We start from the raw sequence: 17,001 nt of genomic DNA on the forward strand, positions 1-17,001 counted from the left end.
CCGACGTGCGCGCAACGGTGCGCCTGGCCGGCCGTCACCGGACGGTCAGGGTGTTCTCACGCCTGCTCGCGCGTGATCGCGCGCCAGCCGATGTCGCTGCGGTGGAACGCGTGCGTCCAGCGAATGGCATCGACGCCCGCGTAGGCATTGCGCTGGGCTTCCGACACGCTTGCGCCCAGCGCGGTCACGCACAGCACGCGGCCACCGGCGCTGACCACGTTGCCGTCACTGTCCAGCGCGGTACCGGCGTGGAAGACCTTGGCGCTGGCGGGCACGGCGTCGAGACCTGAAATCACCTCGCCGCTGACCGGCGTGTCCGGGTACGGCTTCGAGGCCATCACCACGCCCAGCGCCGGACGCGGGTCCCATTGCGCTTCGACGGCATCGAGCCTGCCGTCGATCGCGGCCTCCAGCAGTTCGACCAGGTCCGATTGCAGGCGCAGCATGACCGGCTGGGTTTCGGGATCGCCGAAGCGGACGTTGAATTCGATGACCTTGGGCGCGCCGCTGGCGTCGATCATCAGCCCGGCATACAGGAAACCGGTGAACGGGATGCCGTCCGCCAGCATGCCCTGCACGGTGGGGTTCACCACCTCCCGCATCACCCGCGCATGCACCGCGGGCGTGACCACCGGTGCGGGCGAATACGCGCCCATGCCGCCGGTATTGGGGCCGGTGTCGCCATCGCCCACGCGCTTGTGGTCCTGCGACGTCGCCATCGGCAGCGCGGCATGGCCGTCCACCATCGAGATGAAGCTGGCTTCCTCGCCGTCGAGGAACTCCTCGATGACCACGCGCGCGCCGGCATCGCCGAACGCGTTGCCGCTGAGCATGTCGCGCACCGCCGCTTCGGCCTCGTCCAGCGACATCGCCACGATCACGCCCTTGCCGGCGGCCAGGCCATCGGCCTTGATGACGATGGGTGCGCCCTTGGCGCGCACGTACGCCAGCGCGGCATCGACTTCGACGTGGACCTCGTAGAACGCGGTGGGAATGCCGTGGCGGGCCAGGAAATCCTTGGCGAAGGCCTTGCTGCCTTCCAGCTGCGCGGCAGCGGCGGTGGGCCCGAAGATGCGCAGACCGGCAGCGCGGAAGCGATCCACCACGCCCGCCACCAGCGGCACTTCCGGCCCGACCACGGTCAGCGCCACGGCTTCGTGCTGCGCCAGCGCCAGCAGGCCGTCGAGGTCGGCCACCTTGACCGCGACGTTGCGGCACTTCGCCTCGGTCGCGGTGCCGGCATTGCCCGGCGCGACGATGACTTCGGTGACGCGCGTGGACTGCGCCAGCTTCCAGGCCAGCGCGTGCTCACGACCGCCGGAACCGATGACGAGGACCTTCATGCGTATTTACCTGTCAGATGTCGGAGGAACATGGCCCCGGGTTTGTGCAGCAAACTTCGGGATGGATGCCTGCACCGCAGGCATCAATGCCGGAAGTGGCGAACGCCGGTGAACACCATTGCGATCCCGTGTTCGTCCGCCGCCGCGATCACTTCCGCATCGCGCATCGAGCCGCCTGGCTGGATCACCGCCTTGATGCCGGCTTCGGCGGCGGCGTCGATGCCGTCGCGGAACGGGAAGAAGGCATCCGACGCCATCACCGAGCCGGGCACGACCAGGCCCGCGTCGGTCGCCTTGATGCCGGCGATGCGCGCCGAATACACGCGGCTCATCTGGCCGGCGCCCACGCCAATCGTGCGGCTGTCCTTCGCATAGACAATCGCGTTGGACTTGACGAACTTCGCCACCTTCCACGCGAACAGCAGATCATTGAACTGCGCATCGGTCGGCGCCAGCTGCGACACCACCTTGAGTTCGTCGCGGGTGACTACGCGGTCGTCGGCGGTCTGCATCAGCAGGCCCGAGTTGACCCGCTTGGTGTCGATGAAGTACTTCGACGGCGCAGCCAGCGGAATGCGCAGCACGCGCACGTTGGCCTTCCTCGAAGCGTAGGCCAGCGCCTCTTCGTCGTACTCGGGTGCGATCAGCACTTCGACGAACTGGCGGTCGAGGATGGTCTTGCAGGTGGCGCCATCGAGCTTCGTGTTGAAGGCGAGGATGCCGCCGAACGCGCTGGTGGGGTCGGTGGCGTAGGCGGCTTCGTAGGCATCCAGGCAGCCGCTGCCGACGGCCACGCCGCAGGGGTTGGCGTGCTTGACGATCACGCAGGCAGGCAGGTCGAACTGGCGCACGCATTCCCACGCGGCATCGCTGTCGGCGATGTTGTTGTAGCTCAGCTCCTTGCCCTGCAGCTGGGTGAAGGTGGCCAGCGAACCGGGGGCCGGCCACAGGTCGCGGTAGAACGCGGCCTGCTGGTGCGGGTTCTCGCCGTAGCGCAGGTCCATCACCTTGACGAAGTTGCCGTTGGCCTGCGCCGGGAACTGCATCGGTGCACCATCCTCGCCGAGCGAGGACAGGTAGCTGCTGATGCAGGCGTCGTACACGGCGACGTCGTTGAACGCGGCCACTGCCAGCTGCCAGCGGGTCTTCGCCGAGAGCGCGCCGGCGTTGTTGGCGAGTTCCTCGACCAGGCCGGCGTACTGCGCCGGCGCGGTGGCCACGGCAACGCGGGCGAAGTTCTTGGCCGCGCTGCGCAGCATCGCCGGCCCGCCGATGTCGATGTTCTCGATGATGTCTTCGAAACTGCTGTCCGGGTTGGCCGACACCCGCGCGAACGGGTACAGGTTCAGCACCAGCAGGTCGATCGCGCCGATGCCGTGCTCGGCCATCACCGCATCGTCGATGCCGGCGCGGCCCAGCAGGCCGCCGTGCACCTTCGGGTGCAGGGTCTTCACGCGGCCGTCCATCATTTCCGGAAAGCCGGTCACCTCGCTGACGTCCTGCACCGCAAGCCCGGCCTCGCGCAGCGCCTTGGCGGTGCCGCCGGTGGACAGCAGTTCCACGCCGTGGGCGGCCAGCGCCGTGGCGAATTCAAGCAGGCCGGTCTTGTCGGAAACGGAGAGCAGGGCGCGGCGGATGGTGACCGGCGCGCCGGAAAGGAAGTCGGCGGACATGCGGGGAGGGGGGGCGGTGGGGAAGCGGCAATTATAGCGGCCGACCCCGGCCTGGCCCGGCTCAGGCCGACAGGCCGTAGTCCTTGAGCTTCTTGCGCAGGGTGGCGCGATGGATGCCCAGCATGGTGGCGGCGCGGCTCTGGTTGCCGTCGCAGTGTTTCAGCACTTCCGCGAACAGCGGGATTTCCAGCTCGCGCAGGGCGATGTTGTAGAGGTCGTCGGTGTCGCAGCCGTCCAGGTCGCGCAGGTAGCGGCGCACCGACGTGGCGACATGTTCGCGCAAGGGTGTGCGGCTGGCATCGGGGCGCGTGCTGGAAAGGCTCAACGGGAATCCTCGCGGGAACTTGCACCGGAAACCTGCGCACGGTGCAAGGGCGCGAGTCTAGCGCGATGCATCGTGCGCTGTTGGGGTGCAATCGTATTCATGTTCGAAAAACTTGACGGCCTGCACGGCAGGCGCGGACGGGTTATTCGAAACGGAAATCGAACGCCACCGTGCCGGGCGCGGGTTCGAGGATGTCGAAGGCGATCTGGCTGGCTTGCCCGGGGGCCAGCGGGGTGGCGGGCGCGGTCTTGCCGAGGTAGTCGGCGGGCAGGAAACGGCGGCTGCCCAGCGTGCGCCCGTTGACGTCGGCCAGGGTCAGCACCAGCACCGGCCAGGCCTGTGCCCAGCGCGCGTCGTTGCGGAAACTGGCCTGCACGCGCAACACGCGCGGGCGGTTGGGCGGGGCGATCACGTCGCGCGACAGCAGGGTGAAGGCCGCCGGCTCGTGCCACGCCGGCAGCGGGCAATGCAGCATGCCGCAGGCGGTTTCCAGTGCTGGCCGCAGGTGCGGATTGGCGGCCAGTGGCGCGCGTTGCAGCCAGCCCAGTTGCGCCAGCAGCGCCAGCGCCAGCACGGCCACGGCCCAGCGTTCGCCGCGTGGATGGATGACGGCGCGCGGGTTGCCGGACAGGAACTGCGGGGCGTGGTTCATGCCGCCACCGCGATGGCGTTGCGCACGCCATCGATGCGCACCCAGTCGTCTTCGCGTGCCACCTGCAAGTCTTCGAACCACGGTGCGAAGCGCAGCAGCAGCGCGTCTTCCTGCCCGCCCAGAATGCCCGACATCGCCAGCTGCCCGCCCGGCGCGGTGCGCGCGGCCAGCGTTTCCGCCAGTGCGTCCAGGGCGGTGGCCAGGATGTTGGCGACCACCAACGGATAGGTGGCGGCGGGGGCCGCGTGCGGCAGGAACGTGGCGATGTGCTCGCCGTTGCGCTGGGCGTTGTCGGCGGTGGCGAGGATGGCTTGCGGGTCGTTGTCGATGCCGGTTGCCTGGCGGGCCCCCAGCTTCAACGCTGCCAGCGCGAGGATGCCGCTGCCGCAGCCGAAATCCAGCACGGCCTTGCCCTGCAATTCGCCGGACGCCGCCAGGGCATCCAGCCAGCGCAGGCACAGTGCGGTGGTGGGATGGGTGCCGGAGCCGAACGCCAGGCCAGGGTCCAGCCGCACGATGGCGGCCTCGGGTGCGGTGGCCGCCTCCGGCAGCGGGTGGTCCCATGGCACGATCCAGCAGCGCGCACCGAAGGACATCGGCTGGAACATGTCCAGCCACGCGCGTTCCCAATCCTGATCCTCGACTTTCTCGAACCGCGCCTGGGTCCAGTCCAGCTCCGGGTCGAACGCCTCCAGCGCCGCCAGCAGCAGCAATGCGTCGGCGTCGTGCGGAAACAGCGCGGTCAGCGTCATCTCGTCCCACAACGGCAGCTCGCCCACCCCAGGCTCGAAGATCGCCTGTTCATCAGCGGCATCCAGGTGCGCGTCCTGCAAGGTCACGGCCAGTGCACCCACGTCCTCCAGCGCACGTTCGGCGCGGGGTTGCAGGGCTTCGGTGCAGGGCAGGCGCAATTGCAGGTAAGGCATGGCGGGAACGGCACGGGGTGAGCGCGCCATTCTCGCAGGTTCCGCCGTACCGCGCGGCTCAGCCGCCGCCGAGGATTCCGTGCAGCAAGCCTTTCATGCCCGGCCGTTTCTGCGCCGGCCGGGACGGCTGGCCGTCGCCGTCATCGCCTTGCTGCATGCTGCCGAAATCCAGCCCCAACATGGCGGTGGCGGTGGACTTGGCGCGCAGGCGCACGCTCCATTCCGGCTTCCAAGGTTGTTTGGGGTCGGCAGGCCTGGGCGGGTAGGTGATCCAGTTCTCCGGCCCGTAGGCGGTCATCATCAGCATGGCCGGCACCATGTCGCCCTCGCCGCCACTGCCACCGCTGCCGCCACCGGCGAAGATGCCCTTGGGAATGAGGCAGCTGGTGGCGGTGGAGGGCAACAGCACTTTCAGCTTCAACCATTTGTCGAGGGTGCTGCCGGCGAGGTAGCTGTGCACGCCGCTGCCGGCACCGGGCACCTCGGCGCTGCTCCAGATCACCAGCTGGAACGCGTTCTGCCCCAGCATCCGCATCTTCATGCCGGTGATGAAATAGGCGCGCGCGCGCTCCACCGATGGCCAGTTCAGATAGACCGCTTCGGTGGCTTCACCTTGCGAGTGCAGGGCCAGCCGGGGCATGAAGTCGGCGGCTTGCTGCACCTCGAACTGCATCGAGGCGGGGATGCCGTCGCCGCTGATCTGGTGGTTGCCGGCCAGTCGCGCGCCGTTGGGCACCTGCTTGCCGTACTGGCGGTTGGGCCAGTAGACGTAGCCGGGCTGGAGGTCGATGTCGCGATCCGGTGCGTACAGCCCGCGCGAGAGGCTGCCGGAGCTTTCGACGTCGATGCCCTGCATGCCGCCCATCGGGTTGCGTGGATCGACCGGCTTGTTGCTGCCCTTGACCTTGAAGCTGGCCACCTTGGGCTGGCCGGGGCGGATGGCGGCACCGCAGCCCCAGTATTCGGTGATCTTCACTTCCACGTCCGGCACCTTGCCGGGCGCGCTGTCGCCGCTGGAACGGGGGCTGGGCTCGATGGGGATCAGGGTCAGCGATTTGCCCAGATTCAGCCCGGCGGGGATGCTTTCCTGTGCCTGCACGCCCGGCTTGAGCGCGTTGTGCAGGGCGATGTCGAGGTATTGCCCGCTCATTCCCCCGTTGCGGGTGGTGGGGTAGGTGGGTTTGGCGGCCTCGCCGCCGCCCATCCGCCGGGCCATGAAGCCGCCCATCATGCCCCCCATCATCCCGCCCATGTCCGGCATCCCGGCCATGTTGTGGGTGGCGACGTCGATATAGAGGTTGACCGGTGGGGTCTTGCCCTGCTGGCTGGCGGCCGGCAGGGCCAGCAGCGTGGTGGCGAGGGCAAGGGGCAGGGCGAGGCGACGCATGGGAACTCCGGAAACGGTGGCGGATTCCGGATACAGCGGAAAAAGCCGGCACAAGCGGCCATCGGCCGCCCTGCGCCGGCGACATGCGGGCGCTCAGAGCAGCGAGAGCGCCTTTTCCTTGCGCTCGGCCAGCCGCTTTTCCAGGTAGTGGATGTTCTGGCCGCCCTGCGTGAAGCCCCCGTCGGCCAGGATGCGCTGCTGCAGCGGGATGTTGGTCTTGATGCCGTCCACCACCATTTCACTCAGCGCCACCCGCATCCGCGCGATCGCCTGGGCGCGGTCGGCGCCGTGCACGATGAGCTTGCCGATCATCGAGTCGTAGTTCGGCGGGACGCGGTAGCCCTCGTAGATGTGCGAGTCCACGCGCACGCCCGGGCCGCCCGGGGCATGGAAGTGCTGGATCAGGCCGGGGCAGGGGAAGAACGTGTCCGGGTCCTCGGCGTTGATGCGGCACTCGATGGCGTGGCCGTTCAGCACCACGTCGCTCTGCTTGATCGACAGCTTGTGGCCGGCGGCGATCAGCAACTGTTCGCGCACCAGGTCGATGCCGGTGACCAGCTCGGTCACCGGATGCTCCACCTGCACGCGGGTGTTCATCTCGATGAAGTAGAAGCGGCCGTTCTCGTACAGGAATTCGAACGTGCCCGCGCCGCGGTAGCCGATACGCAGGCAGGCTTCCACGCAGACCTTGCCGATCTGTGCGCGCTGCTCCGGGGTGATGCCCGGCGCCGGTGCTTCCTCCACCACCTTCTGGTGGCGGCGCTGCATGGAGCAGTCGCGCTCGCCGAGGTGGATGGCGCTGCCCTGGCCGTCGGCGAGTACCTGGATCTCCACGTGGCGTGGATTCTCCAGGAACTTCTCCATGTAGACCATGTCGTTGCCGAACGCGGCCTTGGCTTCCTGCTTGGTGGTGGCGATGGCGTTGACCAGCGCCGCCTCCGAATGCACCACGCGCATGCCGCGCCCGCCGCCGCCGCCGGCCGCCTTGACGATGACCGGGTAGCCGATCTCGCGGGCGATCTTGACGTTGCTGGCGGCGTCGTCGCCGAGCGGGCCACCCGAGCCGGGCACGCAAGGCACGCCCGCGGCCTTCATCGCGCGGATCGCTTCCACCTTGTCGCCCATCAGGCGAATGGTGTCGGCCTTGGGGCCGATGAAGACGAAGCCGGATTGCTCCACGCGCTCGGCGAAGTCGGCGTTTTCCGACAAGAAGCCATAACCGGGATGGATGGCCTGCGCGTCGGTGACTTCGGCGGCGGCAATGATCGCCGGCATGTTGAGGTAGCTCTCCGCCGACGGCGCCGGGCCGATGCAGACGGATTCATCGGCCATCGCCACGTGTTTCAGGTTGCGGTCGGCGGTGGAATGCACGGCCACGGTGCGGATGCCCAGCGCATGGCAGGCGCGCAGGATGCGCAGCGCGATTTCGCCACGGTTGGCGATGACGACTTTCTCAAGCATGGCAGGCTGTCCTCAGCCGATCACGAACAGCGGCTGGTCGAACTCCACCGGCTGGCCGCTGTCGCACTGGATCGCCAGCACGGTGCCGGAGACGTCGGCCTCGATCGGGTTGAACATCTTCATCGCCTCGATGATCCCCAAGGTCTCGCCGGCCTTGACCGCCTGGCCCACGCTGACGAAGGCCGGCTTGTCGGGGGCCGGGCTGGCGTAGAAGGTGCCCACCATCGGCGAGCGCACCACGTGGCCGGCCGGCAGTTCGGGCGCGGCGGGCTTGCTGCCGCCGGTGGCGGCCTGCACCGGCGACTGCATCGGCATCGCGGCCATCGCTGCCGGCGCGGGGGCGGCGACATGCTGCACCACCGGCGCGGCGACCGGCATGCCACCCTTGGGCACGCGTGCCAGGCGCACCGATTCCTCGCCTTCCTTGATCTCGATTTCGGCCAGATTCGACTCTTCCAGCAAGTCGATCAGTTTCTTGATTTTGCGCAGATCCATTGAGAGATCCTCTTGGTTTCAGGCCGGCAACCGCGACAGGGCGGCGTCCAAGGCGTAACGGTAGGAGTCCGCACCGAAGCCGCAGATCACCCCCACCGCCTTGTCGCTGAAATAGCTGTGCTGGCGGAAGGGTTCGCGGCTGTGCGGGTTGGACAGGTGAATTTCGATGAAGGGAATGGCCACGGCGGCCAGCGCATCGCGCAGGGCCACCGATGTGTGGGTGAACGCGGCCGGGTTGATCAGGATGAAGGCGGTGCCATCCGTGCGGGCGGCCTGCACCCGGTCCACTAGGGCGTGCTCGGCATTGGATTGGAAGGTGGTCAGCGTGTGGCCAGCAGCGGCTGCGCGCGCGGTCAGGTCGGCATCGATGTCGGCCAGCGTGGTGTGCCCATAGACCTCCGGCTCGCGCGTGCCGAGCAGGTTGAGGTTGGGGCCATGCAGGAGCAGCAACTTCGCCATTGGAACGGGTGGATCCCCCCGGGAACTGGCGCGCAGTGTCCTCCTTATGGGGGATGCTGTCCAGTTCGGCGAACTTTTGCCGGATAATTGCGTTTTAGCTGGATGTTGGAGTTGCGGCTCTAAATCCCCGAAGGGCCGGCAGGTCAGTCGATGCCCAGTTTCTTGAGCTTGTAGCGCAGCGCCCGGAAGGTGATGCCCAGTTGCGCGGCGGTCTTGGTCTTGTTGTAGCGGTTGTCCGCCAGGGCCAGTTCGATCGCCTTGCGCTCGATTTCCTCGATGAAGCCGGGCAGGGCGCTGGCGGCGGATTCGCGCGGGTCGATCAGGGTGGGGTCGAGGTTGGCGGCGGCGGCGCTGGCCTGCGGCGGCAGCGGTGGTGCCGGCCGGTTCTCCGGCAGGTGCAAGTCGCTGGCGCGGATGCCGTCGTCATCGGCCAGAGCGAAGGCGCGTTCGAGGATGTTCTCCAGTTCGCGCACGTTGCCGGGGAAGGTGTAATGCGCCAGCGCTTCCATGGCGTCGGCATGCAGCAGCGGGCGCAGCCGGCTTTGCGCGGCAGCCAGCCGGGTGAGGATGGCCTCGATCAGCAGCGGCAGGTCCTCGCGGCGCTCGCGCAGCGGCGGTACCCGCAACTCGATCACGTTGATGCGGTAATACAGGTCGTGGCGGAACCTGCCCTCGTCCACCAGCGCCGCCAGGTTCTTGTGGGTGGCCGACAGGATGCGTACATCCACTGCCACTTCGCCATTGGCACCCACCGGGCGCACCGACTTTTCCTGGATGGCGCGCAGCAGCTTGACCTGCATGGCCATCGGCAGTTCGGCGATCTCGTCGAGGAACAAGGTGCCGCCTTCGGCCGCCTGGAACAGGCCGGTCTTGTCGGCGTGGGCACCGGTGAAGCTGCCTTTCTTGTGGCCGAAGAACTCGCTTTCCATCAGTTCGGCGGGAATCGCGCCGCAGTTCACCGGCACGAACGGGCCGTTGGCGCGCGCGCCTTCGTCGTGGATGGTGCGCGCCACCAGCTCCTTGCCGACGCCGGATTCGCCGGCGATGTACACGGGGGCCTGGCTGCGGGCCACCTTGGCCAGGGTGGCCCGCAGGCTGGCCATGGCGGCGGATTGGCCCAGCAGGCGCGCGGCCACCGAGCCGGACGTCCCGCCCCCGGGCTTGTGCCCCGCCTCGCCACCGGCACGGGGCTGCGGCCCCAGTTTCAGGGCGTGTTGCACCAGCCCGCGCAGCACCGCCAGGTCCACCGGTTTGCTGACGAAATCGAAGGCACCGGCTTTCAGCGCATCCACCGCGGCTTCCTGGTTGCCGAAGGCGGTGATCATGGCCACCGGGGTCTGCGCGTGCAGCTGGGTGATTTCCTTTACCAGTTCGATGCCGGAGCCGTCGCTCAGGCGCATGTCGGTCAGGCACAGCGCGTATTGGTGATGGCGCAGCAACGCGCGCGCATCGTGCAGGGACGACGCGGTGTCGCATTCCAGACCCATCCGGCCCAGGGTGAGCACCAGCAATTCGCGGATGTCACGCTCGTCGTCGACGATCAGCGCCTTGGGCGGGGTGTGGGGGGCGGTGTTGCGGGCGGGGGTTGTCATTACCGGCCACGATAACCGGTTGCCGTGCCACGTCCAAGTGCGACGTTCTGCGGCAGGTGGGCCGCCTCCGGCAGGGCTTACGCGGTGTCGATGGCGCGGGCACCGGCCAGCCGGATGCGGAAGCAGGCACCACCTGCCGGCAGGGCCACGTAGGCCAGGTCGGCCTGGTTGGCCATGCACATTTCGCGGGCGATGTAGAGCCCCAGCCCGGTGCCGTGGCCGGAGGTGGTGAAGAACGGCCGGAACAACCGGGCGGCCACCGCGTCGGGGATGCCCGGCCCGTGGTCCACCACGTCCAGCAGCGGGCCGCCCTTGGCGTCGAGGTGGATGTGCAGGGTCACCCGTGCCGGTTCGCCCGGCATGCGGCCATACACCAATGCGTTGTGTACCAGCACGGTGACGATTTGTTGGAGTTGGCGGCGATCGACGAGGCAGGGCACCGGCTGCCCGGGGGTGCGGGCGTCCAGATTGTCGTTGTCCAGCGGGTGGCTTTCGCGGTAGTCGGTCACGAACTGGCGGGCGAATTCGCACAGGTCCACGTGCTCCGGCTGGGCGCGTTCGCGCCGGGCCAGCCCCAGCACGTTCTCGACGATGCCGTTCATGCGCCGGGTCTGCTGGTAGATGATTTCCAGCAGGCGGCGGTCGGCATCCGGGATGTCGCGGGACTCCTCCAGCAGCTGGGTGGCGTAGCTGATGGCGGCCAGCGGGTTGCGGATCTCATGCGCCAGGCTGGCGGAAAACCGGCCCAGGGTCGCCAGGGTGAGGGTTTCCGCGCGGCGCGAGGCCAATTCGGCGTCGTCCAGGAACACCAGCACCTGGTCGCCGCCGGCCAACAGGCGGGCAAAGCGCGGCAGCACTTCCGGCAGGTCGGCCGCCAATTGCAGGGGGGTGGAGTCCAGCGTGCCGTCGCGTTCCCAGCGGCGCAGCCGCACTTCCAGCGCCGGCGCGGCGGTGGCCAGCAGGCGCCGGCCCTCGCCGGCATCGCCCAGTTGCAGCATCGCTGCTTCGTTGGCCAGGCGGATCTCGTCATTGCCATCCACCAGCAGCACGCCGGTACGCATGCGGCGGATGATCAGTTCGTTCACCTCGGCCAGGTTCGCCACCTGGCTGCCGCGGGCCTCGGCGAGTGCCTCGCTGGCGCGCATCTGCCGGCCCAGCAGGCTGGTCAGGGTGGCGATGGCCAGGTAGCTGGCGGCGAACATCGGCACTTCGGCGGCCGGTCGCAGTGGCCCTTCCCCGGACAGGGCGCTCCAGAAGAATTGCAGCGCCATGGCCAGGCTGGCGGCGGTGGCGATGGCCAGCCCCTGGCGCAGGGACAGCAGCAGGGCAGCCGCCCCGATGTTGAACAGCAGCATCATGGCGATGCCGGACGCCACCCCGGGGATGGCATGCATGGCCAGCACGGCAACCGCGATGTCGCCGCCGACCCCGGCCAGCACCTGTGCCGGCAGGTTGCCGCGCCGCCGGAGCAGGAACAGCAGCATCGCTCCCAGCAGGTAGCCCAGGGCAACCCCGGCCGCCAGCCGTGGATGACGCGGCTGGGAGAGCAGCAGCTCCCCGAACGGGCTGAACACGGTCAGGCACAGCAGGGCCGCTTCGAACACCCGGTACAGCGCGAAAAAATGCAGTTCGCGCTGGATTTCCGGCAACAGGCGCGCGTCGGCGGCGGGGGTGCGGGAGCTGGCGGCGTGCATGGGCATCGGCCGGCAGTATGCAAGAAGCCGGACCGGCGGCAACGCATGACGCGCCGCAACACGCTAAAATGGGAGTCCGCCCGTGCCGGGCCGGACAGTCCGGCGGCGCGGAGCGTCCGTCCTCTCCCCGGGTGATCCATGAATTTCCACGAATATCAGGCCAAGCAATTGTTTGCCGATTACGGCATCGCAGTCCCGACCGGGCGCGTCGCGCGCACGCCGGAGGAGGCCGTCGACGCGGCCAAGACCATTCCCGGTGGCCTGTGGGTCATCAAGGCGCAGATCCATGCCGGCGGCCGCGGCAAGGCCGGTGGCGTGAAGCTGGCGAAGTCGCTGGATGAAGTCCGCGAATATGCCAAGGGCATGCTGGGCACGAAGATGGCCACCTACCAGACCGCCGGCGTCGAGCTGCCGGTGGATTCGGTGCTGGTCTGCGAAGGCACCGACATCGCCAAGGAGCTGTACCTGTCGGTGCTGGTGGACCGCGATACCCGTTCCATCACCTTCATCGCTTCGGCGGAAGGCGGCATGGACATCGAGCAGGTCGCGCGCGAGAAGCCGGAGGCGATCAAGACCTTGCACGTGAACTACGTGCAGGGCCTGCAACCGTTCGAATGCCGCAACCTGGGCTTCGCGCTGGGCCTGAACGCCAAGCAGGTGGGTCAGCTCACCAAGATCATGCTGGGCCTGTTCAAGCTGTTCAACGACAAGGACCTGGCGCTGGTGGAATTGAACCCGCTGGCCATCCTTACCGACGGCAACCTGGCGGTGCTGGACGGCAAGATCAATTCCGACGACAACGCCAGCTTCCGCCACGCCGACCTGACCGCGATGCGCGACATCCGCCAGGAAGACGAAACCGAAGTGCGCGCCAGCCAGTACGACCTGAATTACGTGACCATGGACGGCAACATCGGCTGCATGGTCAACGGCGCCGGCCTGGCAATGGCCACCATGGACGTGATCAAGCTGGAAGGCGGCGCGCCCGCGAACTTCCTGGACGTCGGCGGCGGTGCCAACAAGGAGCGCGTGACCGAGGCGTTCAAGCTGATCCTGTCCAGCGACAAGGTGCGTGCGATCTTCGTCAACATCTTCGGTGGCATCGTCCGCTGCGACATGATCGCCGAGGGCATCATCGCCGCGGTCAAGGAAGTGGGCGTGCAGATTCCGGTGATCGTGCGTCTGGAAGGCACCAATGTCGAAGCGGGCAAGGACCTGCTGAAGAACTCGGGCCTGGCCATCATTCCGGCCGACGACATCAACGACGGCGCGAAGAAGGCGGTTGCGGCCGTTGCCAAGGCGGCTTGATCGTCGGAGCGGTTTTTTCAGCCCCCTTGCGTCAAGGGGGCGACCGCGACGCGAAGCGGCGCGGTGGGGGTTGTGGAGGCACGTAGTAGTGGCGGGCAAGGCGATCCACTCTTGTCCGATGCGTCCGAAGCAGCCGATATCCGAACAGCGAAGGAACTTCCAGAAATGTCCGTTTTGATCAACAAGAACACCAAGGTGATCGTGCAGGGCTTCACCGGCCAGCAGGGCACCTTCCACGCCACCCAGATGGTGGAATATGGCACCCAGGTCGTCGGCGGCGTGACGCCCGGCAAGGGGGGCACCACCCACATCGACCTGCCGGTGTTCAATACCGTGGCCGAAGCCGTGGCTGCCACCGGCGCCGATGCGTCGGTGATCTACGTGCCGCCGCCGTTCGCGGCCGACGCCATCCTGGAAGCGGCCGCGGCTGGCATCAAGGTCATCGTTTGCATCACCGAGGGCATCCCGGTGCTGGACATGCTGCGCGTGAAGAACGTGCTGAAGGGCCATCCCGACGTGGTGCTGGTGGGCCCCAACTGCCCCGGCGTGATCACCCCCGGCGAATGCAAGATCGGCATCATGCCCGGCCACATCCACCTGCCGGGCAAGGTGGGCATCGTCTCGCGCAGCGGCACGTTGACCTACGAAGCGGTCAAGCAGACCACCGACGTCGGCCTGGGCCAGAGCACCTGCATTGGCATCGGCGGCGACCCCATCAATGGCACCAACTTCATCGACGCACTGAAGCTGTTCCAGAACGATCCGCAGACCGAAGGCATCATCATGGTCGGTGAAATCGGTGGCAGCGCCGAAGAAGAGGCGGCCGAGTTCATCGCCAAGCACGTCACCAAGCCGGTGGTCGGCTTCATCGCCGGTGCGTCCGCGCCGAAGGGCAAGCGCATGGGCCATGCCGGTGCAATTGCTTCCGGTGGTTCCGGCACCGCCGAAGGCAAGTTCGCGGCGATGGAAAAGGCTGGCATCACCACCGTGCGCAGCCCCGGTGACCTCGGTGCGGCAATCGCCAAGCGGCTTGCGAAGTAAGCCGGGCGCACAGGGTTGAAACAAAAACGGCGACCGCAAGGTCGCCGTTTTTGGTTTGCCACGGACGAACGTTCAGTGCGCAGGCTCTGTCGGTGCCGATGCGGGCGCATCCACGGCGGGTGCCGGCGTTGGCATCGACGCATCCGGAGTGGCCTGCATCTGCGCCGTGGCTGGCTCGCTCACCGCCACCGGCGGCTTGGCCGCTTCGGTGTGCTGGGTGTTCACCGGCAACAGCGGCACGATCAGCAGCGCCACGATGTTGATGATCTTGATCAGCGGGTTCACGGCCGGGCCGGCGGTGTCCTTGTAGGGATCGCCGACGGTGTCGCCGGTCACCGCGGCCTTGTGCGCCTCGGAACCCTTGCCGCCGAAGTGGCCGTCCTCGATGTACTTCTTGGCGTTGTCCCACGCGCCGCCGCCGGTGGTCATCGAGATCGCCACGAAGATGCCGGTGACAATGGTGCCGATCAGCAATCCGCCCAGCGCCTGCGGGCCGAGTGCCAGGCCCACGATCACCGGCACCGCGACCGGCAGCAGCGAGGGCACGATCATTTCCTTGATCGCCGACTTGGTCAGCATGTCCACCGCCTTGTCGTACTGCGGCTTGCCGGTGCCGTCCATGATGCCTTTGATGTCGCGGAACTGGCGGCGCACTTCCTCCACCACCGCACCGGCCGCGCGGCCCACGGCTTCCATCGCCATCGCGCCGAACAGGTACGGGATCAGGCCGCCGATCAGCAGGCCGATGATGACCATGTGGTTGGACAGGTCGAAGGTGAACTGCACGTCGGGGTGCGCGGTCTGCAGGTTGTGGGTGTAGTCGGCGAACAGGACGAGCGCGGCCAGTGCTGCCGAGCCGATGGCATAGCCCTTGGTCACCGCCTTGGTGGTGTTGCCCACCGCGTCCAGCGGATCCGTCACGTTGCGCACGTCGGCCGGCAGTTCGCTCATTTCCGCGATGCCGCCGGCGTTGTCGGTGATCGGTCCGTAGGCGTCCAGCGCCACGATCATGCCGGCCATCGACAGCATCGAGGTGGCGGCGATCGCGATCCCGTACAAGCCGCCCAGCGTGTAGGCGCCGAGGATCGAGGCGCACACCGCCAGCACCGGCAACGCGGTGGACTTCATCGACACGCCGAGGCCGGCGATGATGTTGGTGCCGTGGCCGGTGGTGGAGGCCTGCGCGACGTGCTTGACCGGCGCGTACTGGGTGCCGGTGTAGTACTCGGTGATCCACACGATCACGCCGGTCAGCACCAACCCGATCAGCGCGCAGCCGTACAGGTTCATCGCGCCGTAGCTGGAGTCGCCCATCAGCTGGGTGGTGATCGGGTAGAAGGCGATGGCGGCCAGCACCGCCGACACGATCACGCCGCGATACAGCGCGCCCATGATGTTCGGGTTGCTGCCGGAGACCTTGACGAAGAACGCGCCGATGATCGAGGCGATGATGGACGCGCCGCCCAGCACCAGCGGGTACAGCACCGCGTGCTGGCCGACGGTGGCGACCATCAGCCCGCCCAGCAGCATGGTGGCGATCACGGTGACGGCGTAGGTTTCGAACAGGTCGGCGGCCATGCCGGCGCAGTCGCCGACGTTGTCGCCCACGTTGTCGGCGATCACCGCCGGGTTGCGGGGGTCATCCTCGGGGATGCCGGCCTCGACCTTGCCCACCAGATCGGCACCCACGTCGGCACCCTTGGTGAAGATGCCGCCGCCGAGGCGCGCGAAGATCGAGATCAGCGAGGAACCGAAGGCCAGGCCGACCAGCGCATGCAGGGCTTCGTTCTGCGGCACGCCGATTTTTTCCAGCACGAAGTAATAGCCGGCCACCCCCAACAGGCCCAGCCCCACCACCAGCATGCCGGTGATGGCACCGCCCTTGAAGGCCACATTCATCGCCGGGCCCATGCCTTGGCGGGCGGCTTCGGCGGTGCGCACATTGGCGCGCACCGACACATTCATGCCGATGTAGCCGGCCGCGCCCGAGAGCACCGCGCCGATCGCGAAGCCAATGGCGGTGTGGACCCCAAGGAACACGCCGATCAGCACCAGCAGCACCACGCCGGCGACGGCAATCGTCGAGTACTGGCGGTTGAGATAGGCGCGCGCGCCTTCCTGGATCGCGCCGGCGATTTCCTGCATGCGCTCGTTGCCGGCGGATTGCCGGTTGATCCATGCGGCCGCCCACAGGCCATAAACAATTGCGACGATGGCGCAACCCAGCGCCATGACCAAACCGTAATGCTCCAGCATGTAACCCCTCCCCGGAGTGAAAGTGATGGATCAGTGGATGGACGTGCCCGTGGGGGCAGGCAACCGCCCGACTATCGCACAGCCGGATGCCATCCGGGGTGATGGCGGCAGGGAAACGCTCAATCCGGCACCACCACCCGCTTGAGCTTGCTGCCGGCGCCGGTCTTGATGCTGATGGAGGACTTCGTGCAGCCGAAGGCCTCGGCCACCAGCGCGATCAATTCCGCATTGGCCTTGCCGTCCACGGGCGGGGATTTGAGTTGCGCCAGCCAGGTGCCATCCTCTTGCCGGGTCAGCGCGGAGACGCGGGCGTTGGGCTTGGCCTTGACGTGCAGGATGGGCATCGGGTCAGCATCGCATGTGGCGGGGTACTCGCCAACAAAAACGCC

General features: G+C 67.7%; 14 protein-coding genes and 1 pseudogene. 2 read left to right on the forward strand and 13 right to left on the reverse strand.

Annotated elements, in window-relative coordinates:
* Positions 1-56 precede the first annotated feature (56 nt).
* The 11 genes and pseudogenes from purD to ACE3OK_RS10420 form a co-directional block, all read right to left on the reverse strand.
* On the reverse strand, positions 57-1,343 hold the full coding sequence (gene purD / locus ACE3OK_RS10370) for a phosphoribosylamine--glycine ligase (protein ID WP_374249467.1): 1,287 nt from the start codon (positions 1,341-1,343) through the stop codon (positions 57-59).
* Positions 1,344-1,426: 83 nt separating this feature from the next.
* On the reverse strand, positions 1,427-3,016 hold the full coding sequence (purH, locus tag ACE3OK_RS10375) for a bifunctional phosphoribosylaminoimidazolecarboxamide formyltransferase/IMP cyclohydrolase (RefSeq protein ID WP_374249468.1): 1,590 nt from the start codon (positions 3,014-3,016) through the stop codon (positions 1,427-1,429).
* Between the two features lie 61 nt (positions 3,017-3,077).
* Positions 3,078-3,341, reverse strand: coding sequence for a DNA-binding transcriptional regulator Fis (fis, locus tag ACE3OK_RS10380; protein ID WP_374249469.1), 264 nt, complete (start codon positions 3,339-3,341; stop codon positions 3,078-3,080).
* A gap of 142 nt (positions 3,342-3,483) precedes the next feature.
* A complete protein-coding gene (locus ACE3OK_RS10385) occupies positions 3,484-3,993 on the reverse strand; it encodes a DUF3426 domain-containing protein (RefSeq protein WP_374249470.1) in 510 nt (169 codons plus the stop codon).
* The gene (prmA, locus tag ACE3OK_RS10390; protein WP_374249495.1) at positions 3,990-4,919 is read right to left on the reverse strand and encodes a 50S ribosomal protein L11 methyltransferase; all 930 of its coding nucleotides are present in this window, start codon (positions 4,917-4,919) and stop codon (positions 3,990-3,992) included. Before prmA ends, ACE3OK_RS10385 begins: the two co-directional genes overlap by 4 nt.
* 58 nt (positions 4,920-4,977) lie before the next feature.
* Positions 4,978-6,306: a hypothetical protein gene (locus ACE3OK_RS10395; RefSeq protein WP_374249471.1), complete on the reverse strand. Its 1,329-nt coding sequence runs from the start codon at positions 6,304-6,306 to the stop codon at positions 4,978-4,980.
* A 93-nt stretch (positions 6,307-6,399) separates the two neighbouring features.
* The gene (gene accC, locus ACE3OK_RS10400) at positions 6,400-7,767 is read right to left on the reverse strand and encodes an acetyl-CoA carboxylase biotin carboxylase subunit (RefSeq protein WP_374249472.1); all 1,368 of its coding nucleotides are present in this window, start codon (positions 7,765-7,767) and stop codon (positions 6,400-6,402) included.
* Positions 7,768-7,779: 12 nt separating this feature from the next.
* Positions 7,780-8,262 carry an acetyl-CoA carboxylase biotin carboxyl carrier protein gene (gene accB, locus ACE3OK_RS10405; protein ID WP_374249473.1) on the reverse strand — a complete coding sequence of 161 codons (483 nt, stop codon included), beginning with the start codon at positions 8,260-8,262 and terminating at the stop codon, positions 7,780-7,782.
* Positions 8,263-8,280: 18 nt separating this feature from the next.
* Positions 8,281-8,721, reverse strand: a complete 441-nt coding sequence (gene aroQ / locus ACE3OK_RS10410) for a type II 3-dehydroquinate dehydratase (protein ID WP_374249474.1) — start codon at positions 8,719-8,721, stop codon at positions 8,281-8,283.
* Between the two features lie 143 nt (positions 8,722-8,864).
* Positions 8,865-10,277: pseudogene (locus ACE3OK_RS10415) on the reverse strand (sigma-54-dependent transcriptional regulator); the annotation flags it as partial.
* Positions 10,278-10,390: 113 nt separating this feature from the next.
* Positions 10,391-12,007, reverse strand: a complete 1,617-nt coding sequence (locus tag ACE3OK_RS10420) for a PAS domain-containing sensor histidine kinase (RefSeq protein ID WP_374249496.1) — start codon at positions 12,005-12,007, stop codon at positions 10,391-10,393.
* Between the two features lie 138 nt (positions 12,008-12,145).
* On the opposite strand from ACE3OK_RS10420, the gene sucC reads away from it, so the two are divergent.
* The gene (gene sucC, locus ACE3OK_RS10425) at positions 12,146-13,315 is read left to right on the forward strand and encodes an ADP-forming succinate--CoA ligase subunit beta (RefSeq protein WP_374249475.1); all 1,170 of its coding nucleotides are present in this window, start codon (positions 12,146-12,148) and stop codon (positions 13,313-13,315) included.
* A 165-nt stretch (positions 13,316-13,480) separates the two neighbouring features.
* Complete coding sequence (sucD, locus tag ACE3OK_RS10430; RefSeq protein ID WP_374249476.1) at positions 13,481-14,356, forward strand: succinate--CoA ligase subunit alpha; 876 nt, start codon at positions 13,481-13,483, stop codon at positions 14,354-14,356.
* A gap of 72 nt (positions 14,357-14,428) precedes the next feature.
* On the opposite strand, the gene ACE3OK_RS10435 is transcribed toward sucD, so the two are convergent.
* The gene (locus ACE3OK_RS10435) at positions 14,429-16,612 is read right to left on the reverse strand and encodes a sodium-translocating pyrophosphatase (RefSeq protein ID WP_374249477.1); all 2,184 of its coding nucleotides are present in this window, start codon (positions 16,610-16,612) and stop codon (positions 14,429-14,431) included.
* 119 nt (positions 16,613-16,731) lie between these two features.
* Positions 16,732-16,956 (reverse strand): DUF167 domain-containing protein, encoded by a 225-nt coding sequence (locus ACE3OK_RS10440; RefSeq protein WP_374249478.1) that lies wholly within the window; start codon positions 16,954-16,956, stop codon positions 16,732-16,734.
* Between the last annotated feature and the right edge of the window lie 45 nt (positions 16,957-17,001).

The organism is Thermomonas sp. (assembly GCF_041905325.1).
Classification (GTDB): domain Bacteria; phylum Pseudomonadota; class Gammaproteobacteria; order Xanthomonadales; family Xanthomonadaceae; genus Thermomonas.

What these genes read in the sequence shown, in the direction of transcription:
- purD (WP_374249467.1), bottom strand. Translation starts at nt 1,343, where the DNA reads ATGAAGGTCCTCGTCATCGGTTCCGGCGGTCGTGAGCACGCGCTGGCC.
- purH (WP_374249468.1), bottom strand. Translation starts at nt 3,016, where the DNA reads ATGTCCGCCGACTTCCTTTCCGGCGCGCCGGTCACCATCCGCCGCGCC.
- ACE3OK_RS10385 (WP_374249470.1), bottom strand. Translation starts at nt 3,993, where the DNA reads ATGAACCACGCCCCGCAGTTCCTGTCCGGCAACCCGCGCGCCGTCATC.
- prmA (WP_374249495.1), bottom strand. Translation starts at nt 4,919, where the DNA reads ATGCCTTACCTGCAATTGCGCCTGCCCTGCACCGAAGCCCTGCAACCC.
- ACE3OK_RS10395 (WP_374249471.1), bottom strand. Translation starts at nt 6,306, where the DNA reads ATGCGTCGCCTCGCCCTGCCCCTTGCCCTCGCCACCACGCTGCTGGCC.
- accC (WP_374249472.1), bottom strand. Translation starts at nt 7,767, where the DNA reads ATGCTTGAGAAAGTCGTCATCGCCAACCGTGGCGAAATCGCGCTGCGC.
- accB (WP_374249473.1), bottom strand. Translation starts at nt 8,262, where the DNA reads ATGGATCTGCGCAAAATCAAGAAACTGATCGACTTGCTGGAAGAGTCG.
- aroQ (WP_374249474.1), bottom strand. Translation starts at nt 8,721, where the DNA reads ATGGCGAAGTTGCTGCTCCTGCATGGCCCCAACCTCAACCTGCTCGGC.
- ACE3OK_RS10420 (WP_374249496.1), bottom strand. Translation starts at nt 12,007, where the DNA reads ATGCACGCCGCCAGCTCCCGCACCCCCGCCGCCGACGCGCGCCTGTTG.
- sucC (WP_374249475.1), top strand. Translation starts at nt 12,146, where the DNA reads ATGAATTTCCACGAATATCAGGCCAAGCAATTGTTTGCCGATTACGGC.
- sucD (WP_374249476.1), top strand. Translation starts at nt 13,481, where the DNA reads ATGTCCGTTTTGATCAACAAGAACACCAAGGTGATCGTGCAGGGCTTC.
- ACE3OK_RS10435 (WP_374249477.1), bottom strand. Translation starts at nt 16,612, where the DNA reads ATGCTGGAGCATTACGGTTTGGTCATGGCGCTGGGTTGCGCCATCGTC.
- ACE3OK_RS10440 (WP_374249478.1), bottom strand. Translation starts at nt 16,956, where the DNA reads ATGCCCATCCTGCACGTCAAGGCCAAGCCCAACGCCCGCGTCTCCGCG.